Origin of the sequence: Dyadobacter beijingensis DSM 21582 (assembly GCF_000382205.1) — a bacterium.
GTDB lineage: Bacteria > Bacteroidota > Bacteroidia > Cytophagales > Spirosomataceae > Dyadobacter > Dyadobacter beijingensis.
The window spans coordinates 143,175-169,183 of the sequence record NZ_KB907789.1; the positions used below are offsets into that span (position 1 = coordinate 143,175).

Sequence of the window (26,009 nt, forward strand, 5' to 3'; positions counted from 1 at the left end):
GATCGGTGAGTGCTCCTATCCTAACATTATCATACCTGCTACAAACGAATCCGCCCGATTTCCGGCATGGCATGGATTTTACTTGAATAAACGGTAAATGTAGATCATTGAAATGACAGACGACTGCCCTACAGACCCAGAAACCGGATTCGCATTCCTTCCGGAAGTTTTTAAAAATCAAGAAGTTAATCCAGCACTAAAGATTTCAGTCATACTGCCGGTCCGTAATGAAGAGGAAAACCTGGCCAGGACGCTGGAAGCGCTTCGCATGCAATCCGAGCAGGACGGACAGCGTGTAGCTGATAGTCATTATGAGGTATTATTGCTGGCTAATAATTGTACGGACGGTTCGGTCGGGATCGCGCGGGCTTACCAAACAAGTTACCCCGATTTTAACCTGCATATCGAAAACATAGAATTACCTGCCCCGGTAGCCCACATCGGCACGGTACGGCGGATGCTCATGGATGCGGCGTACGAAAGATTTATCAGCATCGGAAAACCGTCGGGTGTGATCGCGAGCACGGACAGCGACTCCGAGGTGGACCGGTACTGGATTTATCAGACCTTAAAAGAAATCGGCAATGGGAATGATGTGGTCGGTGGGCGCATTTTCACCAGACCGGCAAAAAGTATTTCCAGGCTGTATTATCTGCGGGATATAACGTATAAGCATCTGGTTTCGCGACTGGAAGATTTGGTTGACCCGATTGTCAACGATCGCTGGCCAAGGCATTTTCAGTGTTTCGGGGCGAGTTTTGCCGTGACCTGCGGCATTTACGACCGCTCCGGCCGACTGCCGGTGGTCCCATTTTTAGAAGACATGGCATTTCACAAATCCCTGATCCGTATCGACGCCAAAATCCGACTTAGTCCGTATGTGCAGGTTTTTACTTCCGACAGAATCGTGGGCCGGGTGGATTTTGGGTTGTCGATCCAGCTTAAACAATGGGGAGAAATGAACGCCAGCCAACACGCGCTGATGGTCGAGCCGGTGGGTTCGCTGCTGATTAAACTCAGGGCCAGAAAGTTACTTCGCGAAATCTGGAACAGTCAGGCGAATGCCGAAAAATTGCTGGAAAAAGTATCGACGCTGTTGGATTTCGACCCCGGCTGGATGCTGCACCAGTTGCAGAATGCAACCTATTTCGGCAGACTTTGGGAGGACTTTGAAGAGCAGCTCAGCCTAGCAGGCTGGTCGGCGAGATGGCCGCAGGTCGACATAGTAGAAGCTATTTCAGGTTTGAAAAAGGAAATTCACGGGATCAGCTGCGGGATTTCCGCTAAGCAGGAACCGGCTTTCTCTTGAACAGGTCCATCCGGTACTCGGGTTCCTTTCTATTTTTCAGGTGATCCAAAGGACCTGACTCATCCGATTCTTCGATAAAAAATTCATGCACCTGATCGCCCGTCAGCGGGAACTCCTCCACTACCGGCGTCCAGTGTACCATCAGTAAATGTCCGCCCGGCAGTAATGCCGCGATCAACTTATCGCGCAATGCAAGCAGTTCTTCCGCTACCATGAAGTACCCTACCTCCGACAGCAGGATCAGGTTAAATTTCAGCGCCGGAAATTCCCTCGGAACTTCCATCTCTACGACGATTACATGGTGATATTTTTCCAGTCTTTTTTTGGCATTTTCCACAGCCACTCTACTGGAATCTACCGCCAGGAGCCTCTGGCTTCGGTTTTGCAGCATTTCGGTGAGCACGCCATTCGAGCAGCCGATCTCGAAAACGCGTGCGTACACATCGTCCGGGATCATCAGCATTGTTTGCGCATATTTGTTTTTTTCATAGTCGCTTCCCTCAAAATTCCAGGGGTCCTGGTTGTTGCCGTAAAGCGCATTGAAATAAGATGCGTCGAGCGTTTTTTTATGGTTATTCATTGACCTGGTCATGTAGATTTTGAAAAAATATTTCCCTGCCGTGGTTGAAATGGGCGATCATCCGGTCCGACAACCGGAAGCCGCGAGGATCATCGTCGATCAGGTTTGTTACCTGCGATTCGTGCGCTTTCAACGCGGCGAGTTTAACGGGCAAAGTCGCGCTGATATCCACGGCGCAAACCTGCATTTTACCAATCATCGCGACGTCTTCCTGGTTTCCCATTTCCCAAAACCAGACCGGATACTGCATCAGGGAAGGTCGTGTTGTCAAGCTCGAAACTGCCGCAGTGACGATCTGAAAGGTGGCCCGATGGTCGGGATGCGGGTCATTCTCCCATGGAATGAATATGGTTTTGGGCTTCTTTATTGTCAAAATGCTGTACAGATAGCGTACAGCGGCTTCGAAATAAATGCTTTCACGCGCGGGCACATTCCGGTCGGGAAAGGCACAAAAAGTAGTATCGTCTTCGTTTCCGCCCAATATTTTTACCGCACGAAGGGCCTCCTGTTCACGTAACGCCCTCAGCCGGGCAGCCGGATATTTGATCGAGCCGGGATGCGATAATGTACCGTCGCTGACAAAGACAAAATCCACGTGTATACCGCATTTGAGCATGATAGCCGCAGTGCCGCCGCAACCCAATGTTTCATCATCAGGATGGGGCGCCACCACCATGCTATCGCCAAAAGACTGTGGATTCACAGTTTTGATCGCTGGGATATTTCGCTCGAAATCGCTTACAGAATTGCCCATTGTTTTCTTTAAGTAGTGCGTTGGTCGTTTCGAAACCGGGCATCCAGAACGACTTTAAATACTTTTTGATATTTCCCTTTCAAAAAAAGCGTATTCCTTATCTGAACCATCTACTGCCCGGCAATAGTAGATTCTCTTGTAATACCGCCTGATAATCAGCTTCTCGCCGGGGTTCACATTAGCATAGACACACTGTCCATCAAAATATTTGTTATCAACTATGGGCTCGTTCATCTTATTGGGTTGATGTAGGTTGTGCAACCTTCGGTTTCATTACATCGGTTCTGGATGTACGGCAGGCTGCATATCGGTCAGTTTCTTTTCATCCTCCTGAATACTCGCTTTCAGAGAGTTAATATCGTTGTCGAGTTTTTCCAGACTATACCCGGCCTTCCGGGCTTTCTTGGCATCCGACTTCGCTGAACCAGCGCTATTGTTCGCCCTGCGGGCCAGTTTGCGGTCCTGGGACTCCTCCCCGAGTTTGTCTGCGGCCTGCTTGTTAGCATCTGCCGCTTTCTGTGCGTTCTCGGATGTTTGCGACACCGCCGCTACCTTTCCTTCCCGCTCATTTTCGAGCTTGGCCAGCTCCGTCTTGTTTTCGTTTAACCTTTTGCCGATTTCCAGCATCTGCCTTTGCTCTTTCAGGGTTGCAAGGGAGTCTTTTGAGACTACCTGCGCGGTTAAGGGGAAGGCGAGCAGGATTAAGCTCAGGCCAGCTATTATTTTGTTGGTTTTCATGATTGTATCTCGTGTGAAATGGATATTTTCTACCGCTGGGAACAGACTGTCAGCTGTCCGCAGTCACAGGATGTTGTTCAACTATTAATTCATTATAAACGATTTCGACCCCGGGGGCTTTCCAGGCCTGCCGCGCAGCTTCATCTTTTTCGTAACAGGAGCTTACCGTGCCTGTGAGGATAACTTTACTTTTGACCACTCTTACACGAATGCCTTCCTGGGTGATGGAACTGCTTCGGGTAAAAGCGCTTTCTATCGCCGCCTTGTCAATTTCAGACGTCGGTTCGTATTTGATTCTGATATTGTTGGACATGCCCTTTACTCCTGGAAGCTCCCCGATCAACCGCTCCGCTGCATCGCGCTGATAGTTCCATTGCAGATCTCCTTCCAGGGTTATCCAGCCATTCTCCACTTTGACTGTAACTCGATCCGAAGGTATTTCCTGTGTCCATTGATAGGCGTTCAGTATTTCGTTGGCCAGATCGGTATCATCGCGGATAGTCGTTTCGTCTTTTGGTTTAACACTTAGCTGCCCTGTCACCATCTTAACGCCTTCCACGCGCCTGGCAGCCTCTTCCGCCTCCGATTTCTTGCCATAGGTATCCACAGTGCCAGTAAGGCTTATCACACCGTCTCTCGCGGTGACGCCAATATCTGTTTCTCGCAACAATGGCTCCCATCTGATTGCATCGCAAACATCCCTTTGCAAATCTTCATTCGTTTTCATGTTATTCCATTAAGTGTGATTATTTGAATGCTTGTCCTCTTGCCGGCTTTACGCCCGGGCTCTGCTTATATTACCACGTGGTTTTGCCGGAAGGTCTGCGACCATTTTATCGACTTGACGCTTGAAATTTGTCACTCTGTTCAGTGTATCCACTGCACCTCGGGGCACTCGCCTGTTCAGCCGAACGCTTTGCCATATACGACATCTTTTGCCGGACGTAAGCCACAGCCCCAAACACAGGCCCAGGGAAGTGATCAGCGCCAGTCTGAACGATGCTTTTTGCGTTTTCATAGTAATCAGTTTAGTAGGCAGCAGCGGGTGCAGCGCTTATGCGGGAACATGCTATGCTTTGACGGTGGGAATGACCCGGAACATGCTGCCCCGGATAGTGCCTGACAGACCAGCCACATATCGAACCCCTTTCGAATCATATGGTACAAAGGTCGGCACCGGCGAGCCAGTAACTGTTACACAACTGAATAGAAAACTTACATTGATCACTGATTATCGCTTACGGAAAATCTACTTTCTCCGCGACGACCAACCAGCCTCATATGTTCTCCAGGTTACTGTCGCGCTTTCTCCGAAGTTTTTTATAGTAGGTGGGAGAAAGGCCTGTAACCTTTTTGAATTGATTGGACAAGTGCGCTACGCTGCTGTAATGCATCTTGTAAGAAATTTCCGTGAGGTTCAAGTCCTCATAGAGCAACAGCTCTTTCACTTTCTCAATCTTGTGATGGATAATAAATTGCTGAATATTGATGCCCTTCACCTCTGAAAACATGTTGGAAAGATAAGTGTAGTCGTACCCCAGTTTTTCCGCGATGTAATCCGAATAGTTGGTTTTAGGAAGTTCATCCTGGTAATGTATCATTTCCACGATGACATTTTTGATTTTCTCAATCAGAATACTCCTTTTATCGTCCAGCAGTTCCAGGCCCGATTTGAGCAGATTCCTTTTGAGTGCTTCGCGCTGCCCGAACGTGATATCTTCGAGCACCTCGACACTTCCCAGGTCCACAACCACATAATGCAAGCCCAGATTTTTCAGTTCTTGCTCCACCATCATTTTACACCTCAGGCTAACCATGTATTTGATATACAATATCATAATCGATAAACTCAGTTACTACACCGGCAATGAATCCAAAGCCAACCTGTTACAATATAACTGATACCAACGGGTTTACAGCAGTCTTCGGGTCGATTTTGCGGGGAATGGGTGCCTGTTGATTTTCATCATTACTTCCCATTTTCAGCGTCCGCGATTTCATTGTGATGACCATGTTGATTTTGATATGTGTACCTTTAAAGATGGTCCATCAAAATCTGCTACTGGTACTGATCCTGTTCTTCTTTATAGCCCTGTTATATCTATGGAGCGAAAGGTTGAAAATTTCTTACCCTATCCTGCTCGTACTGGGAGGATTGATTATCTCCCTGATTCCCGCTGTCCCCAACATCAGCATAGACCCGGATATTATTTTCCTGATATTTCTGCCGCCGCTGCTTTTTGAAGCCGCGTGGACTACGTCATGGAAAGATTTCTGGGCAAGAAAAGAGTCGATTTTCTCGATGGGCTTCGGACTTGTTTTCTCCACGTCGCTGGTCATCGCCTATTTATCGGTAGCCATCATTCCCGGCTTTACGCTGGCCCTGGGCTTCTTGCTTGGAGGGATTATCTCACCACCCGATGCGGTTGCAGCAAGCTCCGTTCTGAAAGGCCTTGAGATGCCCCGGCGCGGAATGACGATTCTGGAAGGCGAGAGCCTCGTCAATGACGCTGCGTCATTAACCGTTTTCCGATTTGCCACTATTGCCGTGCTGACAGGCCATTTCACGCTCAAAGAGGCCGTCGTCGAGTTTGCAGTCCTGGCATTTATGGGAACGGCCATTGGCCTTGTCGTAGGCCATCTCATATACCTGGTACTTCGTTATTGGGCAAGATCATCGCGCATTACCGCCCCGATCATTCTGATGGCTCCCTATCTGATGTATGTCACTGCTGAAAAGTTTCATTGGTCGGGGGTGCTGGCGGTGGTGAGCGGAGGCCTTTACCTGTCTTTCCACGCAAAGGATTTTCTCAACTATCAGACAAGGCTACAAAACCGGGAAATATGGCTCATGCTCGTTTTCCTGCTGAATGCGTTTGTATTTATCCTGATCGGCCTGGAACTGCCGACGATCGTGGACGGCCTGGATACTTATTCACTCCGGGAAGCGATTGGCTACGGACTTGTTATTAGCATTACCGCCATTATGGTCAGGATTATTCTGGTATACCTGACAACCTTCCTTCCACGTATGCTGAGCCGGAATGTGAGAAACAGGGAAAATAGTCCGGGGTGGGGGCTCACTTTTGTGATGGGGTGGGCTGGAATGCGCGGGGTGGTGTCACTTGCGGCGGCACTGACCATCCCCCTAAGTACGCAGCAGGGCAGCGCTTTCCCGCACCGCAATCTGATCCTGTTCATTACCTTCATCGTAATACTGGTCACACTCGTTTTTCAGGGACTAACGTTACCCATTGTCCTCCGGCTTTTCCAGGTACGCGAAGTCGAAGAGGACCTGTCCGTTGAACAGCAAATGGAAATGATACGACTGCACCTGGCGAGGCGGTCGGTGGACTACATGAAAGAACACTACCACTCCGAAATCCGTAACTACGGATCGGTGAAACGCATGATGGAGCAACTTCAAAGAACGATCGCCTTCGCAGATCCGGCGCAGGATGACCGCGACTCGGCCAGAGCGCTAAAAAAGAAAATCATGATTGAACTCGTTGCCATGCAGAGAGCATGCCTGCATGCCATCGATGATGAAAACAAATTCGATGAAGATGTGATACGAGATGCTGAACATAATCTGGACCTGGAAGAATCCAGGCTTAAAAAGTAGCGCTCTACGCTAGCCCCTTTTTCCTAACCATCAGCAAAGGCGTCATCGGCCAGTGGACCTATATTACCACCAGTACCGATGCCAGGCATTTTGAAAAATAATCCAATCCGCTTTACCGCAACATAGAAAAAGCCTGCAATCTGATGATTTGCAGGCCCTTCGATTATTATTAGCTATACAAAAAACCAATTTCACGGCCGGCTTGCCGCACTCACGCCATACGTCTTTCCGGGCGTAGCACCCATATAAAACACCAGCTCCCCGCCCGCCATTACGTCGGAATGACGAATGTAGGTAAAAGGATAGGGCTTGCCGTTGAATTCGACCTTCTGGATGTACCTGTTCTGCGCGCTGTTATCCTTCGACCTGATCGTGAATGTCTTGCCGTTTTCCAGTTTAAGTGCAGCCGAGTCGAACAAGGGAGAGCCGAAAACGTATTTCCCTTCCATCGGGTTTACCGAATACATGCCCAATGCGCTGAACGCGTACCAGGCGCTCATCTGGCCCACATCCTCGTTGCCGCTGAGGCCGTTGGGCGTAGGCTTGTAGAACTTCTGCATTACCTCGCGCACCAGATCGGCCGTTTTCCACGGCTCTCCCAGGTAGTTGTAGAGGTAGGTAATATGATGGCTCGGCTCGTTGCCGTGCGCATACTGCCCGATCAGGCCCGAAATGTCCGGCGCGGTACCTTCGCGCAGCTCCGAAGAAACGGTAAAGAGGCTGTCGAGCCGCGATTTGAATGTTTTTTCGCCACCCAGCAATCCGATCAGCCCGTGCACGTCCTGGGGTACCAGGAACAGGTATTGCCACGCATTGCCCTCGGTATAGTCGGAAGTCACAGGCACCGAATAGAATGGATCGAACGGGCGGCGGGACTGGCCATTTTCGAAACGACCGTTGAAAAAGCCCGTCTGCTTGTCGTAATACAGCTTGTAGAGCTGGCTTCTTTTCGTGAAATAAGCCGCGTCGGCTTTCTTGCCCAATGTCGCGGCTACCTTCGCGATGCCGGCATCGGCGATGGCATATTCCATGGCCCAGGCTACGGATTCGTGCATTTTATCGGCCGGAATGTAGCTGAGCTTGTTCAGGTATTGCAGGCCCATCGAGTCGCGCTGCGCGGTGTGTTTCATCGCCTCGTAAACCTGCTCGCGCTGGCCGGCGGGAATGAGCCCCTTCCCGAACGCGTCCGCGAGGATGATAATCGCAGGACTGCCCACCATACAATCCGTTTCGCTGCCCACGAGCGGCCAAACGGGCAAGCGTCCCTGCTGCTGGTGAATGGCCAGCATCGATCCCGCAATGTCCTTCACCAGGCCCGGCTTCACGATCGACATGAATGGTCCCCAACCCCGGTAAATGTCCCAGAGCGACATCGTCGTGAGGTTTTTAAATGGCGCACTCTTGTAAACCTGCTTGTCCGTGCCGCGGTAGTCGTTGTTGGCGTCGTTGAAGAGCGTCGGGCCGAGAAACATATGATAAAGCGCCGTGTAAAACAGCTGCTTATCCGTATCGTTCCGGCCTTCTACCTGAATGGCGCCCAATGATTTCTCCCAAACCTGATCGGCCTTGATGCGATAGGCCTCGAAATTACCCGACGGCGCCTCGGCAGCCATATTGGCCAATGCATTCTCCTCGCTCACCGGCGATAATGCCACTTTCAGCGTCATGTCCGGGTTACGCCCGGCATCGAAAAACAGGGCGGCGCTGGCGCGTTTGCTTTCTACTTTCCGGCCGTTTTGCAAAACGCTGTCGCTGTAAAATTCGGCTTTCAGGATGGGCTGCGACGTACGGATAGCGAAGTACAAACGCTGATCTTTCGACCAACCGGTCGAAAAACGGTAACCCGTGAAAGTGGAGTCGTTCACCTGTTGGATAAATGTCCTCACCGGGCTGTCCCAGTTCATCGCAAAGCCCAGGTCCACGAGGATATGCGCATTGTCGGTCTTCTTGTAATGGTATTGGTGAATGCCCACGCGCTCGGTGGCCGTCAGCTTCGCATCCACATCGTATTTGTCGAGGTGTACCTGGTAAAAACCCGGGTGGCATTGCTCCGATTGCTTGGAAAAAAGCGATCCATAGCCCGTTTCGGGCTTTTCAAATTGCATTGGGCGCAGTTGCAACGGCCCGTTCGCAGGTACGATCATCAGGTCGTTGAGATCGCCGATACCCGTGCCGCTCAAATGTGTATGCGTAAAACCAAGGATTTCCCGGCTGATATAATTGTAACCCGAGCACCAGTCCCACCCCTTAAATTCATCCCAGCTCCGCCCGATCTGCGTCGGCCCCAGCTGCACCGCTCCAAAAGGCACATTAGCGCCCACAAAAACATGCCCGTGTTCCTCGGAGCCGATAAACGGGTTAACATAGCTGGTCAGAGCGTGGGTTTGCGCATCCGCGTGGCTAGCCGAAAGGGTCATAAAGCCCGCCGCCAGGCAATTCTTTACTATTTTCGATATATTCATAAAGTATTTAAAGAAATCACATCCATTTCGAATGATTTTTTAAAAATACGCCAAATCGCGGAGTTTGGCACTATCCTGAAAAGATTCCCACATTTTTTTCACTGCATATTGCTTTTTGTACTTTCCTATTTTATTTTTGACAGAAATTAAGTTAGTGCGTTAAGTTATCATGAAGAAAAACTACGTCCGCTGGTGGGTTGTTTTCCTCGTCTTCATCGCGACCGGTCTGAGCTTTCTCGACCGGCAGGTGTTGTCCATCGCAGTGATCCGCATTCAGCAGGAATTCGGGTTCAGCGATGTGGAGTATGGCTGGGTAAATACAAGTTTTCTAATGAGTTACGCATTGATGTTCACCGTTGGCGGATGGCTCATTGATCGCATCGGGGCGCGGAAAGGGCTGGGTATCGCGGTGGGGTTATGGTCGGTGGCGAATGCGCTGCACGGCCTGATGACGAGCCTGCCGCAGCTGCTCACCTTCCGCTTTTTCCTGGGCATGGGCGAAGGCGCGTGCTTTCCGGGCGCGGCGAAAACGGTGCATGAATGGTTTGATAAAAAAGAAAGGGCCTTTGCCAACGGCATCGCCATCGGCGGCTCGGCAATCGGGGCTGTGGTTGCACCGCCCCTGACAATCTGGCTTTCCAACAGTTACGGCTGGCGCTCGGGATTCGTCGTGCCGGGAATCATCGGGTGCATATGGGTGATTGTATGGCTGCTTTTGCCGTGGAAACGGTCTGCTCCGGGAACCAATGAAGACGGCATCATGCAGAACGATGCCAGTCCCAGAAATACATCTCAATTCAACCACAATCTGAAGGTACCCTTTTCAACGATTTTAAAACAACGCGAAACCTGGGTATTCATACTAATGCGTTTCCTGCTCGACCCGGTGATGTATTTCATGATGTTCTGGATTCCGAAATACCTGAGCGACGTGCGCCACGTGCCGTTCGACCGCATTGGACAGCTGTTTTGGATACCGTTCCTGTCGCTGGGCATTTCCAATATCCTCGGCGGATTTTTCTCGGACCAGTTAGTTAAAAATGAGATCGATACCGGTCGCGCTCGGAAGATCGTCATGGGTTGTGCGGCGGCGCTGACATTAGCAGTACCGCTTACGGAATTTACCTCGTCGGTCGGCATCGCGGTGGCTTGCATGGCGCTGTATATGTTCGCGCACGGCTGCTGGATCACCAATTACATCACGGCCATTTCGGACGTTTTCGGGCCGGGGGCGACGTCTACCGTCGTGGGTTTGTCGGGCACGGCGGGCGCATTATCCAGCCTCATTCTGAACCCGATGATCGGAAAAATCGTGGAGGACTATTCATACAAGCCGCTCTGGATCGCTTCGGGACTGCTGTACCCTATCGCGTTCATCGCATTTATCGTACTGATTCCCAGGCTCCGGCCACTTTTTGAACAGCCCGCGGCCATTGCAGCACCTGCGGAAATCACCGATTAGTATTTTTTATTTTTAAGCAAAACCCGAAAAGGGAAAAACTGTTGCCCGAATAACTTAGTGCGTTAAGATTAAAACTTTAAAAAACAATATTTCAGTCACTCATGGAAAATCCATTACCGAACGAAAATCACGTTGCCGAAGAAGCCATTATCCGGAAACGCCAGCCTACCAAACCGCGCATCGGCGTGTTTGGGGTCGGGTATTTCAAATATTGGAGCCAGTTCGATGGCCTGCTCGACGATATGCTCCGTAAACAGGCCGTTTTCATCGAAAAAATCGAAACCGTAGGTCACGCCGAGCTCGTCGATTTCGGGCTGATCGATACGGTACAGAAAGCTTACGAGCTCGTTCCGAAACTCAATGCGGCCAACCTCGACCTGATTTTCTGCGATATGCTTACCTACGCGACCTCCAACACGTTCGGTGCCATTATCCGCAACCTGAATGTCCCCATCGTACTCGTGGCCTTGCAGCCCGACCAGGCGATGGATTACAGCAGGGCGTCCACCTACATGCAGCTGTACAACGACGACATCTGCTCCCTGCCCGAGTTTGCGGGCGTGGCCGCGCGTATGGGCAAGCCCGTGCCCGAGATTATCATCGGCACGCTGTACGACGACCCGCAGGCCGACGCCGAGATCGAAGAATACTGCCGCATTGCCGCCGTCCTGCACGATTTGCGCACTTCCCGCATCGGCCACATCGGTCATCCCATCGAGGCCATGCTGGATATGCATTCGGATTCGACGATGTTTACCGCCCATTTCGGCGCGCACATCGTGCAATGCGAGGCGCACGAGATCGTGACGCAGTACCAGCAGACGGAGCGGGCCGACATTGAAAGCATGAAGGAGCGCATTCTCGACTTTTTCGATACGCCCGACCCCGTTTCGGATCCCATTTCCGAAAAACTCCGCGATACCGACCTCGAAACCGCCGCCCGCGTGACGGTCGCATTGGAAAAATTCGTGGAAGCCAAACAGCTCGATGGCCTCGCCTACTATTACGAAGGTCCCGAAAACAGCGAAACGCGGCTCGTGATGTCCAACCTCATCGTCGGCAACTCGCTGCTCACCGGCGCGGGCTTCCCGATGTGCGGGGAGTCGGATCTGAAAACCTGCTTCGCCATGCTCATCATGGAACGTTTAGGCATAGGCGGTAGCTTTGCGGAGTTTCACCCGGTGGATTTCAAAGAGGGTTTTGTACTCGTAGGCCACGACGGCCCCCATAATGTCGCGATTGCCAACGGAAAACCTGTTTTACGCAGCCTTACCAAGTACCACGGCAAGCCCGGTTTCGGCGCGGGCGTGGAGTTCAAGATCAAGGAAGGACCTATTACGATGCTGAGTATCAACTCTACCTTCGACGGCAAGTTCAAGTTCATTATCGCTGAGGGACAGTCGGTTGAGGGCCCCATCCCGCCCACCGGCAATACCAATACGCGTGGCTTTTTCAAGCCCGACGTGCGCACGTTTTTGAAAAAATGGATGAAAGAAGGCCCTACCCATCATTTCGCACTGGGCGTAGGGCACCACGCGGCCGCCATTGCCAAAATCGCCGGTTACCTTGGCCTGGAAGCCGTCGTGATCGACCAGTAAGCCATACCCTTTTAATCAAAAAGTAAATCCGAACCTTTATGAAACACTTTTTATGCAAAAAGCTGCCGCCTTGTGCGCGGTGGGCTGTGCTGTGTTTGCTCTTTTTGCCCTGCCGGCAGCTGTTCGCGCAGTCGGGCGGGCGGGTCACGGTCACGGGCCAGGTGCTTTCCGGCACCGACAATACGCCGCTCATCGGCGCGACCATCGCGGAAAAAGGCACGACCAACGGCACCAGCACGGACGGTAACGGTATGTACAAAATCACCATTTCGGCCACAAGCGACCTCGTGATCAGCTTCATCGGCTACATGGCCGAGGAGGTGAAGCCGGGCAGCCGCTCGGTGATCGACGTGACGCTCAAAGCGGATATGCAGCAACTGCAGGATGTGGTGGTCGTCGGCTATGGTACCCAAAAGAAATCGACGCTGACGGGCTCGGTGGCTTCGGTGAAGTCGGACGAGATCCTGAAAGCGCCTACCGCCAACGCTACCAACAGCCTCACCGGCCGGATGCCGGGGGTGTTCGTCGTGCAGCGCAGCGGCAAACCGGGTGATAACCAGGCCGATATATTCATCCGCGGCCGGGCCACAACCGGCGACAGCGCCCCGCTCATCATCGTGGACGGGGCCGAGCGCCAGAGTTTCGGCGACATCGACCCCAACGAGATTGAAACGGTGTCTGTCCTCAAAGACGCCTCGGCGACGGCCCTTTTCGGGATCAAGGGCGGTAACGGGGTCATTCTGGTGACGACCAAAGTGGGTAAGGAAGGCAAGCCGCGCATCAGCTATTCGGGCAACGTGGCATTACAAACCTATACGAGTTTACCCAAAACATTGAATGCATTCACGGCCGCCAGCCTGCTCAACGAAGCCAATGCAAACGTAGGCAAGGCCCCGGCATTCACCGACGTGGAATTGCAGAAATTCCAGGACCATTCGGATCCGTACAAATACCCGGATTTCAACTGGTTCGACTACATTACCCGCAAATTTTATCCCCAAACCCAGCATAACGTCAATGTATCGGGCGGGACCAGCGTGGCGCGGTATTTCGTTTCGGCAGGCTATCTGTTCGAGGATGGTTTTCTGAAAAAATTCGACAATCCCTACGGCTATTCCACCTCGCCGAATTACAGCCGCTACAATTTCCGCTCGAACCTGGACCTGACATTGAGCAAGGACCTGACTGTGTCCGTAAAACTCGGTGGCCGCCTCGAAGAGCGCTACGCCCCCGCCGGCGATCCTTTTTATGCCAATGCCGAGATTGAATACCTGCTTTCCCGTGTGAACGGTATCCCGGCCTATGCCTACCAGCCGTTCCTGCCCGACGGCCGCTTCATGGAAAATCCCAATGCGGGTGTGAACCTCACCAATCCGCTCGGCTGGATCTCGCGCCGCGGCTACTATATCCAGCAGAACAATTCCATCGAAAGCACGCTCGCATTGAACTACGACCTGCACAAGCTCGTGAAAGGCCTGTCGTTCCGCACACAGTATGCCTACGACGCCTATTTCATCGCCACACGCCGCCAGCAGGGTACTTTTACCTCCTATTATATTAACAAACAGACCGACCAGATCGTGAAAGGCAACAGCTCGTTCAGCGACGCGGATACGCCGTTGGGGGCGGTAGTGGCTACTTATGACGGTACCATTGCCTACAACCTGCAATCGAGCCTGAACTACAACAACACTTTCGGCAACCACACCGTAACAGGCCTCGCATTGTTCCAGCGGCAGGCGCGGCGGGTGATCGGCGCGCAGCCCGCATATGCCTCGCAGGGGCTCGTGGCGCGGGTGACGTACAGTTTTATGGATAAATATTTCGCGGAGTTCAACGGGGCTTACAATGGTTCGGAAAATTTCGCCTCAGGCAAGCGTTACGGCTTTTTCCCGGCGGTGTCGGCAGGCTGGACGGTAAGCAAGGAGGATTTTATGAAAAATGTTACCTGGCTCAGTTACCTGAAAATCAGGGGTAGCGCGGGCAAGATCGGCTTTGATAAAATCGGCGGCAACCGCTTTTTGTACCTCGACGAATATACCCGCAATTCCACGGTGTATGGCGGCGGCGCCAACCTCGGACTAGCCGTGAAGCCTAACACCGCGGCACAATTCGGCCTGCCAACAGCCATTAACACCTATCCGGTGATCACGCATTCGCGCATCGGCAACCCGAACATTACCTGGGAAACGTCTACCAAACGAAACATCGGTTTCGAGAGTAGCTTTTTCAACGATATGTTCTCCCTGAACTTCGATATTTTTAATGAAACGAGAAAAAACATCCTGCTCAACCGCCAATCCGGCCTCACGACCTATGGCGAGGCTTACCCGAGCCTGAACTACGGCGAGGTGCATAACCACGGCTACGAGATCGAGCTCCGGCATTTGCGGCGGGTGGGCAACATCGGCTATGGCATCACGGCACAGGCCAGTTTTGCCAGAAACAAGGTCATTAACCTCGACGAACCCGCCGGAAAACCGGCTTACCAGAAGTCCGCAGGCTACCAGATCGGCCAGTACCGGGGCTACGTGACCGACGGCTTTTACCAGTCGCAGGACGATATCAACAGCTACCTGCCCAACCTGCTCGGCAAGCCCATTCCCGGCGACCTCAAATACAGGGATATCAATGGCGACGGCGTCATCTCGACCGACGACATCACGCCCATCGGCTATTCCAACGTGCCGGAGTACACGTACAGCGTAGAACCGACATTCAGTTTCAAAGGCCTTTCCTTCTCCGTCATGCTGCAAGGCGTGGCCCACGTGAGTTCGGATATCCAGTTCGACCAGCGAAACCTGAGCAGCAACCAGATGTATGAAAACATGCTCGGACGGTGGACGCCCGCCACGGCCCAAACGGCCACCTGGCCCGCATTGCAGCCGGCTGTCGGCGGTAACTTCATGAGCTACGCCACGAACGATTTCCTGCTTACCAATGCCCGTTTTCTCAAAATCCGCAATGCGCAGCTCGCCTACCAGCTGCCTTCTGCAATGGTGAAAAAAGTAGGGGTAAAAGGGATTCGCGTCTCGGTATCGGGCCAAAACCTCTATACCTGGACAAAAGTACTCTACCGTGATCCCGAAAACTTCCAGCGCCGCGCGCCGCAGGGACCCTACAACGTGTACCCGACCTCCCGGCTTGTCAACCTGGGCCTCAACATCGAGTTCTGAACCATCTTTTTTATGATGATGAAAAAACATTTCCTTTCCCTGCTTGTCGCCGCGCTGGCCGTGCTGTCGGGCTGTGACGACAAGTTCCTGAACGTGGCCCCCGATGTGGCGCTGGACGAGGCGAAAGTCTTCGCCGACCCGGTGATGGCGGCCCAGTACGCCGACAACGCGTACAGCTTCCTGCCCGACGATTACCTTCGTTTCAATGAAGGCAACGGCGTGGCGCAGGCATCCGACGAAGCGGTGGGCATTGATGTGACCAACCCGATGCTCTACAGCCTTTCCAAGGGCCTCTACCACGACCACACGGCGTTCACCTCCCTGGCGATCAACGACATCGGCGGCCAATACGACCGCCTGTACGCCGGCATCCGCATTGTCAATAAAATGCTTTCCAAGATCGACGAGGTGAAATGGACGGCCGACCAGAACCCGCAGCGCATCAAGGGCGAAATGTACTACCTGCGCGCATTCATGTATTTCGAACTCATCAAACGCTTCGGCGGCGTGGTGCTCATCGACAAGGCTTATGCGGCCACCGAGGATATCGACCTGCCCCGGAACAGCTACGACGAATGCGTAAAATTCATCCAGGCAGACATTGCCCAGGCTGTTTCGCTGCTGCCCACCGAGCATGACGAGGCGAATTACGGTCGGCCGACGATCGGTGCAGCGCGGGCACTCAAAAGCCGCCTGCTGCTGTACGCGGCCAGCCCATTGCACAATGCTTCGGGCGACCCGGCCAAATGGCAGGCAGCGGCGGATGCGGCCAAGGAGGTGATGGATATGAACAAATACAAGCTGCACCCGCGCTACGAGGAGCTGCTTTCGCCAGCCGGCAATGGTACGACCGACGAGTACATTCTCATCAAAATCAAAAGACCGCGGACCTGGGACTGGGCCATCCTGTCGGTAGTGTCGCCGGGCTCGGGCGGGCGTATCGGCACTTACAATCCTACCCAAAACCATGTGGATCTGTATGAAATGAAAAATGGCTTGCCTATTACCGATCCGACCTCCGGCTACGATCCGAAGAACCCCTATGCCAACCGTGATCCGCGTTTTTATGCCAACATCCTCTACAACGACGCGCCCTGGCAGGAGCGGAAAATGCAAATGTGGGATGGCGGCGCGGATTACAGTTCCAGCAGTTCGTCGTACACCGCTACCCGGTATTATTCCAGAAAATTGTGGCCCGAAGTATACAAAACACCCGGCACGCAAACCGCTTTTGTAAACTTCATTTTCTTCCGCTACGGCGAGATCTTGCTCAACTATGCGGAGGCGAAAAACGAAGCCTCCGGCCCGGATGCGAGCGTGTACGGCGCCATTAACCAGCTCCGAAAGCGTGCAGGCATGCCCGATCTCCCCACCGGCCTCACCAAAGACCAGATGCGCGCCCGGATCTACAACGAACGCGCCGTGGAGCTGGCTTTCGAGGATAACCGCTGGTATGACATCATGCGATGGAAAAAAGGGAAAGAACTCGTGGCGCAGAAGATGTACGGGATGAATGTGGTGAAGAATGCCGACGGCACATTTACCTATTCCAAAGTGGAGCTGGCGGCGTCGTTCCAGCGGGTGTATGAAGACCATATGCACCTCTACCCCATCCCGCGCAGCGAAGTGCAGAAGAGCAAAAAGCTGGAACAGAACCCCGGCTGGTAACCCACCTCAACCTTAGGCTAACTATGAAAATAAATAAGACGATCCGCGGGCTGATGGTGACGCTCGCGGTGCTTTCGGGCCGGGCAATGGCCCAGGATACCGTGCCGGCAGCCGGCACGGCGACCGATACGGTCCAGGTGACCGTGGCGGACACGGACGACAAGGTATTCATTCCGTTCGGGGTGCGTAAAAACCGGGAAATCAACGGATCGGTATCGACGCTGAAAGCCAATGTATTGCCGCAGATTCCCGCCAGCTCGCTGACCAACCTTTTCGCAGGGCAATTACCCGGACTGAATGTGTGGCAAACCGGTACCCAGCCCGGTCGCGACGAGACCACCATCGTGATCCGCAACCGCACGTCCTTCGCAGGCGCAAACGTACCCCTGGTACTCGTGGACGGGGTCGCGCGGGATTTTTCAGACATGGACCTGAGCGAGATCGAGTCCATTACCGCATTGAAAGACGCGGCTTCGCTGGCCTGGTATGGCAACCGCGCCGCTAATGGTGTGCTGCTCATTACCACCCGCCGAGGCATTGCGGACAAAACGCGGTTTTCCTACGATATGCAAATGGGCGCACAGCAACCGACCAGGCTCATGAAGCCGCTGGATTCCTACAACTTCGCCAACCTGTACAACCAGGCCCTGAAAAACGACGGGTTTGGGCCGCTCTACACCCAGGAACAGCTCGATGGCTACCGCAATGGTACCGACGCGTACAAATACCCCAATAACAATTTCGTGAACGAGTTCCTGAAATCCAGCGCATTCGTGCAGCGGCACGTGCTCACGGCTTCGGGCGGTTCCAAAGCCGTGCGGTATTTCACCAACCTCAGCTTTTTCGACCAGCGCGGCCTGTACGACCATGCCGACGCGCCAATGTTCAATTCCAACGTGGGCTATCGCCGTTACAACCTCCGTACCAACCTGGATATTCAGGTAACGCCATTGCTGAGCGTGCAGCTCGATATGGGCGGGCGGATCGAGGACCGGCGCGAACCGGGCGGTACCAGCGCAACCTTTCTCAGCACCATTTTCAACACACCGGCCAATGCATTCCCGTTGCTCAACGAGAACGGCTCCTACGGCGGCAGCAACCTCTTCCGCGCCAACCCGCTCGCGCAATTGCGTGCGCAGGGCAACCGCAGCGAGGTGACCCGCGTGCTGCTCGGCACATTGAATGCGACCCATCAACTGGATTTCTGGCTGCCGGGCCTGAGCGCGAATGTGTTTTATACGTTCGACATTTCGGGCCGGTACCTGAGCGGCCGCAGCCAGGAATACGAGGTCTACGAAAGAGGCGCCAGCGGGACGCTCACCCGCTTCGGCACGTCTACGCCCCTGGGCTACCTGGCCGCCACCTTCGCCGACAATGTCCGCACCAACGAACTCTGGACGGGCTTCGACTATGATCGCACATTCGGCCGGCACGACCTCAAAGCGACGGTGCGCTACCAGCAGGCCGTGACCTTCAACCCTACCCGCCTGCAAGACAAGCGCCAGGGTTTTTCGGGCCGCATTTCGTATGGTTTCAACAACCGCTATTATGCCGACGTCGTGGCCAGCTATACCGGGGCCGACAACTATATGCCAGGCAAGCAGTTCGGCTTCTTTCCGGCGGTGGCAGCGGGCTGGGTGATTTCGGAAGAATCGTTTTTGAAAAACGCCAAATCCATTAATTACCTCAAACTGCGGGCTTCTTACGGGAAGGCGGGCAACAATGCGACGGGCGAGGCGGGCAAGTTTCCGTATGCCTATCTGTTCAGTCCGGCCAATGGCAGCTATGCATTCGGGACGAGCTTCGCGGCCCAGGCGGGGGCTTCGGAAAATATATTGCCTAACCCGGACATTACCTGGGAATCGGCTTACAAGACGGATATCGGGCTGGATGCCACGCTGTTTAAAAACACCGTCACTTTGTATGCCAATTATTTCAATGAGTTAAGAAAAAACATCCTGACCGCGCCCATTAACCCGTCGATCCTCGGGCTGACGACCTACCGCATTAACGACGGCGAAACCCGTTTGAGGGGTTTTGAAGGCTCCATTGATTTCACCAGAACATTCGGCGAGGTAACCTTATCATTGGGGGGCAACTACACTTTTGCCAAAAACAAGATCCTGCGCATCAACGAATCGGCGGGCTTGCTTGACTACCAGAAACAGGCGGGCCACAACATTGCCGGTGTGACCGATTACGGCAAGCTGATGCTCATTTCGGACGGCATTTTCCAGTCGCAGGCAGAGATCGATCAAAGCCCCGTACAGCGCTTCGCAGGAAAGCTCCAACCCGGCGACATCAAGTACAGGGATGTGAACGGCGACAAGGTAATCGACAACTACGACCGCGTGATGACCGATTTCAATGACACGCCCAATGCCTATTACGGCTTCCACATCGGCGCACGCTACCGCGCATTCGATTTCAATGTAATTGGCCAGGGCGTTACCGGCCGTACGATCCAGGTCCGTTCGCTCGTCATGGCGGGGTCAAACAATACGGGGTATATCAACCAGTTCAGCCCTCAGGCACGGACGCAGGACAATCCCGCAGCACCCTACCCGAGGCTCGGCATTTCCGACCGGGGCAATAATACGGCCGATTCGGATTTCTGGCTGCGGTCGGGCGATTACCTACGGGTCAAATCCGTGGAGCTGGGATATACCATTCCCCAGGGCATTACAGACAAGCTGCGGATCAGGAGTCTGCGGGTGTATGCCAATGGGTTTAACCTGTTTAATTTCAATAAAACCCACATGGATATCGACCCTGAAATGCCTTTCGCGGGCTATAACGCCTATCCCTACCTGCGGACGATCACGGCGGGCATTAACCTCAAATTCTGACCATTCATCCTGATGATAACCATGAAAAGGTACCAAGCCATTATCCCATTGATCCTCGCCCTGCTCGTGAGCGCATGCAAGGAATCACGGTTCCTGGAATTTCCCTACTACGACGGCCCGGTGACCGAAGACCAGTTCTGGAACCTCAATGCATCGGCCCGTGGACAGCTCAACCGCGGCTACAATTTCCTGCAAGAGGGCTACAACCGGTACAGCGGCGCCATGCTCGCGGCCGGTTCCGACGAGGCCGTGAACTCAAACCTCAATTCGGACATCAACATTTTCAACAACGGCACGTGGAGCTCACTGCGGACGCTGGACGACAGCTATGCCACGAATTACAATGGCCTCCGGCAGGTGAACCTGTTCCTCGAAAACGCCCACCGCGCCAACATTATCCCGCTCACCGACATTCCCCGGCTCCGCGCCGAGGCGTTTTTCCTCCGCGCATTCTTCCATTTCGAACTCTGGAAACGCTACGGCGGCATCATCATCGCCGACCATGTTTTTAACCAGAACGACAACCTCGACCTGCCCCGCAACACGCCGGAAGAAACCCTGGCCCAGATCCTGAAAGACTGCGACTCGGCTGCCGTGAAGCTACCGCTCTCGCCCGCGCAATACGGCGCTGGCGACAAAGGCCGCGCTACCAAAGCCGCGGCGCTGGCGTTGAAATCCAGGGCATTGCTCTATGCCGCCAGCCCGCTCAGTAATGCCAGCGGCGACATCGCATTATGGCAAAAAGCAGCAGCCGCGTCGAAAGAGCTGATAGATACAAAAGCGCACAGCCTACTGCCGAAGTATACCGACATTTTCAATTTCTCGACGGCCGCCTACAACGCAGAAGTGATTTTCGCCACTGCCGCTAACCTGCGCAACGACATTGAAACCAACAATGCGCCGATCAGCTACAACGGCGCATTAGGCCTCACCAATCCCACGCAGGAGCTGGTGGATGCCTACGAAATGAAAAACGGCCTGCCCGTTACCGATCCGCAGTCGGGCTACAATGCGGCTGACCCTTACAAGGACCGTGACCCGCGCCTGGGCTGGTCGGTGATTTACAATGGCTCCACTTTCAAAGGCACGCAGGTGAATACGATGGCGGGCGGCAAGGACGGCCTGGGCGTGAGCGTGAATGCGACCAAGACCGGCTATTACATGCGCAAATTCCTCAGCGAGGCCGCGAGCTGGAACCAGACCACCAATGCGACCGTGCGCCGGCCCTGGGTGATATTCAGGTACGCCGAAATCCTGCTCAACTACGCCGAAGCCCAGAACGAAGCCGCCGGACCCGACGCAACCGTGTACGACGCGGTAAACCAAATACGCCAGCGCGCAGGCATGCCCGTGCTCCCGCAAGGGCTGTCCAAAGACCAGATGCGTAGCCGCATCCGCAACGAGCGGCGCGTGGAGCTGGCTTTCGAGGAACACCGGTTTTTTGATGTAAGGAGATGGAAAACGGGGGAAAAAGACTTCGCTGCGCCGGTATCGGGGATGCGGATATCCACTAGTGGCACCGGCGCGGTCTACGAGCGCTTCATAGTAGCCCAGCGGGTGTTCAGCGACCGGATGTACCGCTACCCGATACCGCAAGGCGAGATCAATAATACGACGAAGCTGGTACAGAACCCGGGATATTGAGCCGCGGAAATGCTTTTGAACACGTCGCGTCTGAACAATGGTAAACAATGCATTTATGAACAAGCCGGTAAGAGGCGTATTACTTTGGATATGGGGCATACTGGGCGCGGTGGTGTATAGCAGCTTCACCGCGCCGCCATTACCCGAAGCGAGGCTGGAAGTGTACAACGATTCAGTTCAAATTCCTGATTTCAAAGGCGTGAATGCGGTGTACCACGGGTTTTCATTCATGGAAGACCCCGGTGTAAAACCGATGACCGAGGCCGACCGCAAAGCCGAATTTGCCCGGGTGAAGGCGATGGACCTGAAAATAGCCCGCACCTGGTACCGCCCCGACTGGGCCTGCGGCGACAATTTGTACAACGATTTCAACTGGCAAACCCCGCGTATGCAGGCATTCTACGCCTGGCTCGACCAAATGAAGGCCCTGCATGTGGATGTGGCGTTGCAAGCGGGCTGGTGGTTTACCCGCGACACTTACCATAACACCCGCATCCCCGCCGACCAGGCCCAACCCGACCCGGAAAAGGACCCAGCGCGGTTTGCGGAATGGGTGAATGCATCGCTGCATCAGCTCATTATAGTAAAAGGGTATACCCATATCAAATACCTCGTCCTGTTCACAGAGCCGCTCAACTACCGCTCGGGCAACCAGCCGGAGGGTATGAGTTCGCCGGAATATTATGATGTCGTCGGCACGGCCATTCACCGCCGTTTACAGCAATCGGGACTGCGGAAGGCCGTGCAGCTGGTGGGCCCCAACAGCGGGAGCACCGATACCGCGGCATTTGTAGGTTGGAGCGCGGGCAAAATGAACGACATCATCGACATTTACAGCTGGCACAGCTACAATGGCAGGCAGTCGGGCACCAACCCGCCGCTGGAATACGAGGGCTGGAAGCAGATTGCATTGGCCGGGAAGGTTAAAATTGCCCATACCGGCAAACCTTTCTGGATCGACGAATATGGCGCAAGCAAGCCTACGGAGGAAGTGCGTTTCCGGCCCGATTACGGCAATTACCTCGCGCAATGCGTAGCCGCATTCACCCACGCAGGCGCGCAAAGTTCGCTGCTCTGGATTCTTTTTGACCAGAAATATCCTGCTTCCAAAGTCACGAATAAGGACAGTTTTTACAACGGCGTCCACCGCTGGGGCCTCGTGCGGTCGCCGCAGGACGACCTTCCCGACGCCGGCACGCCCTACCCGGCCTGGTATGCATTCAGCATGATGAGCCGTTACCTGGGCGGGCGGGATACTACGCCGGCATTCAAAACCCGGTCGGCGGATAGCCTTTATGTGGTCGCGACGAGTCCTTCCGGTAAGGGCACTTCCGTGATGGTCGTCAATGCGTCGCATGCCGCGCGGAAGTTTACCGTGGGTTTTTCGAAACCCGTACGCACCCGTATGGGCCGGTGCCTGTACGATCCCGCGCAGATACCCGGAGCAGGCGCGCCAGCCATTTTGCCTTTTGATAAACAATTTAAATCTGTAACAAACAGCATAACGGACGAGCTGCCACCGAGAGGCGTAGCCATTTATACTACCCTCAAACAGTAGCCGACCTGACCTTTTTACCATGAAATTAAAACTCGCATTATCCTGCCTGAGCCTGCTTGCCAGCGTTTCGCTTTCTGCCCAAAACAAGCTGGGAACTTTGAAAGGGAAGAATTTCAATAATATTACCCTGGAAGTTTCGCTGAAACCATTCAAAAAGAACGACAAGGCCTACATCCGCGAGGTGGCCAGGGAAATGTTCATGCAATGGTCGTCGATGCTGCGGCATGCGGACACGGTATCGGTAATGCTCTGGACGAGCGACGGCTCCGAAATCCTCGACTACAAGGGCACACCCACCCAGCCGCTCGAATGGGCGAAATACATGGGTAACCCCAATACCGAACATGCCGTGAATTCGGGGCCGAAGGAGCTGTCCATTCACGAACGGGCCTATCTCTACCTCGATAACCCGCCCGCATTTACCTACGGCGACCTGAAATTCATTGTGCAAACTTTGAAGGAAGAAGGCCGCAAAGCGACCGGCAAGCCCGTGCTGGTCGGCGAGACATTCGATCCCGGTCCTGAATTCGCGAAGTCGGATTTTAAATACAAAAAACACCGGGAGATCCTCGGCGGCAGCGCGATGGGGCATAATACCATGGTGAGCTGCTATTCCGTGCTCAATGCCGACAGCGAGGCTTATGCGGGTTTTCCCAAAGGCATCCCGGCTAATACACGGTTTGGGACGTTCCTGGGCAGGCAGAGCAGGCATTTTTTAAAGGATATGGGGTTTGATTTCCTGTGGCTGAGCAATGGCTTCGGCTATGGCGTGGAAGGCTGGTCGTCGACCGGCGCGATCTTCGACGGCAAGGGTTTCGACCAAGCCAAACTGGCGGATACGAAGGACAAGATCGCCGGCTTCTGGAAATATTTCCGGGCCGAAAACCCTGATGTGCAGATCCAGACCCGCGGCACCAATCTTTCCACCGGCACCGACCTCGCCCGCGACGGCGTGAACCTGGAAGCCATTTACCGCGACAAAAACATGCTGCCGCCGCCTAACTCGCCCTGGGCCGCCCTGGACGGCGATTTCGGGCTTGAAATGGTGGGGTACATGTCGCGTATGGCCGAGCTACCCGACGAGCGCTTCCTCTTCCGCTTTTACACGCACGACCCGTGGTGGCTCAACAGCCCCTGGCTCGACCGCTACGGCCGCGAGGCGCATGATATTTACCTGCCGATGTCCGTCAGCCGCATTAATGCGAAGGGCGAGGTCAAAATCCCTTCGCACCTGAGCTTCCTCAGCATCGACGACACCCACGGCGATATGCCCACGCAGGTACCCGACGAGGTGACGCCACACATCCTCAAAGCCCGCTACGACGCTCCTACTGCGCCGGGGCCGCTGGTGTGGGTGTACCCATTTGAGGAATACCACCGCTGGGCGTTTGCTTACAAGGACCGCCTCCCCGAAATCTATTACGGCGACTGGCTTATCCGGCAGGCGATCAACAATGGTTTGCCGCTCAATACGGTCGTTTCTACCAACGCATTTCAAAGTGTGCTGAAAAGCAAGCCGGGCTTTTTCAAGGAATCCATCCTCGTCAGCGTGGTACCGGATGCGGATTCCCCATTGGAAAGGGCACTGATTGGTTTTGTCAAAAATGGGGGAAAATTAATGGTATACGGCCCCGCCGGTCACGCCGGAAAGGCGTTTTTGGAATTACTAAACCTGAAAAACGGCACACCGCTGGAAGGGGAATTCAAGATTTCTGGCCAATATGAAGGCGACCGGCTTAACACGGCTTACCCGAATGTGGTACGGCATGAAGCATTGTTTTCGGGCGGCGGCATCGCCACGAACCTGGCAAACCCGAATGACCCCAATACCCGCCTTATGGCAACCGTGACACCAGCTGGCCAGGTGCCCGCCGGCCAGGTGCCCGCCGGCCAGGCGCGGGATGTGGCGTGGGTACGCACGGGGAACGACTGGAACGGCGGCAAAGTGGTGTATATCCGGGGCACCAATTCCAGCAAATTCAATGGCGGCAAGCTGCTGAACCCCGACGACCCCTCGAAATTCTTCACCGGCCCGCTGCTGATGCGCTATGCGTTGGCCGCATTCGATATGCATTGTGTGATCGAAAAGGAAAACCCCGCCGTGAAAAGCCCCGTGCTGACGATCGCGCGGAGCCATAACGCGTTCATTTTCTCGGGTTATCATCCCAACAGCACCATCACCGACCGCTTCAAGTTCCCGCAGGGCGCGCCTTTGCTGCTGGGACTGGAAACCAAGCTGGATGCCGGGCATTCGGTGTACAACCTGCCGACAGCCTGGAACCGCGAATGCCGCATTTTCGTGACGCAAAACGAGGGTATCGTTTCTTACAAGGAGCTGCATTCGGGCGTGAAGGACATCGACAAACGGTTCCAAGTAAGCGGCTTGGAGGGTGCTACCGTGCGGGTTTACGCGCCGGAGCACATTAGTTTGGAAAAGTTCGAAGCTTATATCAATGCGGCCTATCCCTGGAAAACGGGCCGGATCAAAGTCAGCGAAGGCGATCCGAAGCTGGGCAGGCATTTCGTAGCCGAGCACGTCACCGGCACGTTGACGGTAGCGTGGTAATGCTTTTTATTTGAAATAAT

General features: G+C 54.0%; 16 protein-coding genes. 10 read left to right on the plus strand and 6 right to left on the minus strand.

Translation table 11 applies throughout. From position 1 onward, the window contains the following. Positions 1 to 112 precede the first annotated feature (112 nt). A complete protein-coding gene (locus H144_RS32235; RefSeq protein WP_019943703.1) occupies positions 113 to 1,309 on the plus strand; it encodes a glycosyltransferase family 2 protein in 1,197 nt (398 codons plus the stop codon). On the opposite strand, the gene H144_RS0119100 is transcribed toward H144_RS32235, so the two are convergent. From H144_RS0119100 to H144_RS0119120, 5 genes are all read right to left on the minus strand, one after another. After that, a complete protein-coding gene (locus tag H144_RS0119100; protein ID WP_019943704.1) occupies positions 1,284 to 1,889 on the minus strand; it encodes an SAM-dependent methyltransferase in 606 nt (201 codons plus the stop codon). The two genes, H144_RS32235 and H144_RS0119100, sit on opposite strands and share 26 nt — an antisense overlap. Then, positions 1,882 to 2,643 carry a PIG-L deacetylase family protein gene (locus tag H144_RS0119105; RefSeq protein ID WP_019943705.1) on the minus strand — a complete coding sequence of 254 codons (762 nt, stop codon included), beginning with the start codon at positions 2,641 to 2,643 and terminating at the stop codon, positions 1,882 to 1,884. The genes H144_RS0119100 and H144_RS0119105 overlap by 8 nt, the downstream gene beginning before the upstream one ends. 273 nt (positions 2,644 to 2,916) lie before the next feature. Further along, on the minus strand, positions 2,917 to 3,381 hold the full coding sequence (locus H144_RS0119110; RefSeq protein ID WP_019943706.1) for a hypothetical protein: 465 nt from the start codon (positions 3,379 to 3,381) through the stop codon (positions 2,917 to 2,919). 49 nt (positions 3,382 to 3,430) lie between these two features. Beyond that, positions 3,431 to 4,108, minus strand: coding sequence for a BON domain-containing protein (locus H144_RS0119115; protein ID WP_019943707.1), 678 nt, complete (start codon positions 4,106 to 4,108; stop codon positions 3,431 to 3,433). A gap of 550 nt (positions 4,109 to 4,658) precedes the next feature. Then, positions 4,659 to 5,219 (minus strand): helix-turn-helix domain-containing protein, encoded by a 561-nt coding sequence (locus tag H144_RS0119120; RefSeq protein ID WP_157504979.1) that lies wholly within the window; start codon positions 5,217 to 5,219, stop codon positions 4,659 to 4,661. 203 nt (positions 5,220 to 5,422) lie between these two features. Between H144_RS0119120 and H144_RS0119130 the strand changes: the two genes are divergently transcribed. Next, positions 5,423 to 7,006, plus strand: a complete 1,584-nt coding sequence (locus tag H144_RS0119130; RefSeq protein WP_026350829.1) for a Na+/H+ antiporter — start codon at positions 5,423 to 5,425, stop codon at positions 7,004 to 7,006. A gap of 191 nt (positions 7,007 to 7,197) precedes the next feature. Here H144_RS0119130 and H144_RS0119135 read toward each other — a convergent pair whose 3' ends face one another. Further along, a complete protein-coding gene (locus tag H144_RS0119135) occupies positions 7,198 to 9,468 on the minus strand; it encodes a GH92 family glycosyl hydrolase (protein ID WP_019943710.1) in 2,271 nt (756 codons plus the stop codon). Positions 9,469 to 9,637: 169 nt separating this feature from the next. Between H144_RS0119135 and H144_RS0119140 the strand changes: the two genes are divergently transcribed. The 8 genes from H144_RS0119140 to H144_RS0119175 all read left to right on the plus strand — a co-directional run bounded on the left by H144_RS0119140 (position 9,638) and on the right by H144_RS0119175 (position 25,989). Continuing rightward, a complete protein-coding gene (locus tag H144_RS0119140; RefSeq protein WP_019943711.1) occupies positions 9,638 to 10,930 on the plus strand; it encodes an MFS transporter in 1,293 nt (430 codons plus the stop codon). A gap of 101 nt (positions 10,931 to 11,031) precedes the next feature. Further along, positions 11,032 to 12,528, plus strand: coding sequence for an L-fucose/L-arabinose isomerase family protein (locus tag H144_RS0119145; RefSeq protein ID WP_019943712.1), 1,497 nt, complete (start codon positions 11,032 to 11,034; stop codon positions 12,526 to 12,528). A gap of 38 nt (positions 12,529 to 12,566) precedes the next feature. Beyond that, positions 12,567 to 15,704: a SusC/RagA family TonB-linked outer membrane protein gene (locus H144_RS0119150; RefSeq protein WP_019943713.1), complete on the plus strand. Its 3,138-nt coding sequence runs from the start codon at positions 12,567 to 12,569 to the stop codon at positions 15,702 to 15,704. Positions 15,705 to 15,716: 12 nt separating this feature from the next. Continuing rightward, the gene (locus tag H144_RS0119155; RefSeq protein ID WP_019943714.1) at positions 15,717 to 17,372 is read left to right on the plus strand and encodes a RagB/SusD family nutrient uptake outer membrane protein; all 1,656 of its coding nucleotides are present in this window, start codon (positions 15,717 to 15,719) and stop codon (positions 17,370 to 17,372) included. Between the two features lie 23 nt (positions 17,373 to 17,395). Next, the gene (locus H144_RS0119160) at positions 17,396 to 20,221 is read left to right on the plus strand and encodes a SusC/RagA family TonB-linked outer membrane protein (RefSeq protein ID WP_019943715.1); all 2,826 of its coding nucleotides are present in this window, start codon (positions 17,396 to 17,398) and stop codon (positions 20,219 to 20,221) included. 21 nt (positions 20,222 to 20,242) lie between these two features. Next, positions 20,243 to 21,865, plus strand: coding sequence for a RagB/SusD family nutrient uptake outer membrane protein (locus H144_RS0119165; protein ID WP_019943716.1), 1,623 nt, complete (start codon positions 20,243 to 20,245; stop codon positions 21,863 to 21,865). Between the two features lie 55 nt (positions 21,866 to 21,920). Continuing rightward, the gene (locus H144_RS0119170) at positions 21,921 to 23,423 is read left to right on the plus strand and encodes a glycoside hydrolase (protein ID WP_157504981.1); all 1,503 of its coding nucleotides are present in this window, start codon (positions 21,921 to 21,923) and stop codon (positions 23,421 to 23,423) included. A 19-nt stretch (positions 23,424 to 23,442) separates the two neighbouring features. Next, the gene (locus H144_RS0119175; protein WP_019943718.1) at positions 23,443 to 25,989 is read left to right on the plus strand and encodes a hypothetical protein; all 2,547 of its coding nucleotides are present in this window, start codon (positions 23,443 to 23,445) and stop codon (positions 25,987 to 25,989) included. Positions 25,990 to 26,009 lie beyond the last annotated feature (20 nt).

Coding starts and splice junctions, on each gene's coding strand:
- H144_RS32235 (WP_019943703.1), top strand. CDS start 113: ATGACAGACGACTGCCCTACAGACCCAGAAACCGGATTCGCATTCCTT.
- H144_RS0119100 (WP_019943704.1), bottom strand. CDS start 1,889: ATGAATAACCATAAAAAAACGCTCGACGCATCTTATTTCAATGCGCTT.
- H144_RS0119105 (WP_019943705.1), bottom strand. CDS start 2,643: ATGGGCAATTCTGTAAGCGATTTCGAGCGAAATATCCCAGCGATCAAA.
- H144_RS0119110 (WP_019943706.1), bottom strand. CDS start 3,381: ATGAAAACCAACAAAATAATAGCTGGCCTGAGCTTAATCCTGCTCGCC.
- H144_RS0119115 (WP_019943707.1), bottom strand. CDS start 4,108: ATGAAAACGAATGAAGATTTGCAAAGGGATGTTTGCGATGCAATCAGA.
- H144_RS0119120 (WP_157504979.1), bottom strand. CDS start 5,219: ATGATATTGTATATCAAATACATGGTTAGCCTGAGGTGTAAAATGATG.
- H144_RS0119130 (WP_026350829.1), top strand. CDS start 5,423: ATGGTCCATCAAAATCTGCTACTGGTACTGATCCTGTTCTTCTTTATA.
- H144_RS0119135 (WP_019943710.1), bottom strand. CDS start 9,468: ATGAATATATCGAAAATAGTAAAGAATTGCCTGGCGGCGGGCTTTATG.
- H144_RS0119140 (WP_019943711.1), top strand. CDS start 9,638: ATGAAGAAAAACTACGTCCGCTGGTGGGTTGTTTTCCTCGTCTTCATC.
- H144_RS0119145 (WP_019943712.1), top strand. CDS start 11,032: ATGGAAAATCCATTACCGAACGAAAATCACGTTGCCGAAGAAGCCATT.
- H144_RS0119150 (WP_019943713.1), top strand. CDS start 12,567: ATGAAACACTTTTTATGCAAAAAGCTGCCGCCTTGTGCGCGGTGGGCT.
- H144_RS0119155 (WP_019943714.1), top strand. CDS start 15,717: ATGATGATGAAAAAACATTTCCTTTCCCTGCTTGTCGCCGCGCTGGCC.
- H144_RS0119160 (WP_019943715.1), top strand. CDS start 17,396: ATGAAAATAAATAAGACGATCCGCGGGCTGATGGTGACGCTCGCGGTG.
- H144_RS0119165 (WP_019943716.1), top strand. CDS start 20,243: ATGAAAAGGTACCAAGCCATTATCCCATTGATCCTCGCCCTGCTCGTG.
- H144_RS0119170 (WP_157504981.1), top strand. CDS start 21,921: ATGAACAAGCCGGTAAGAGGCGTATTACTTTGGATATGGGGCATACTG.
- H144_RS0119175 (WP_019943718.1), top strand. CDS start 23,443: ATGAAATTAAAACTCGCATTATCCTGCCTGAGCCTGCTTGCCAGCGTT.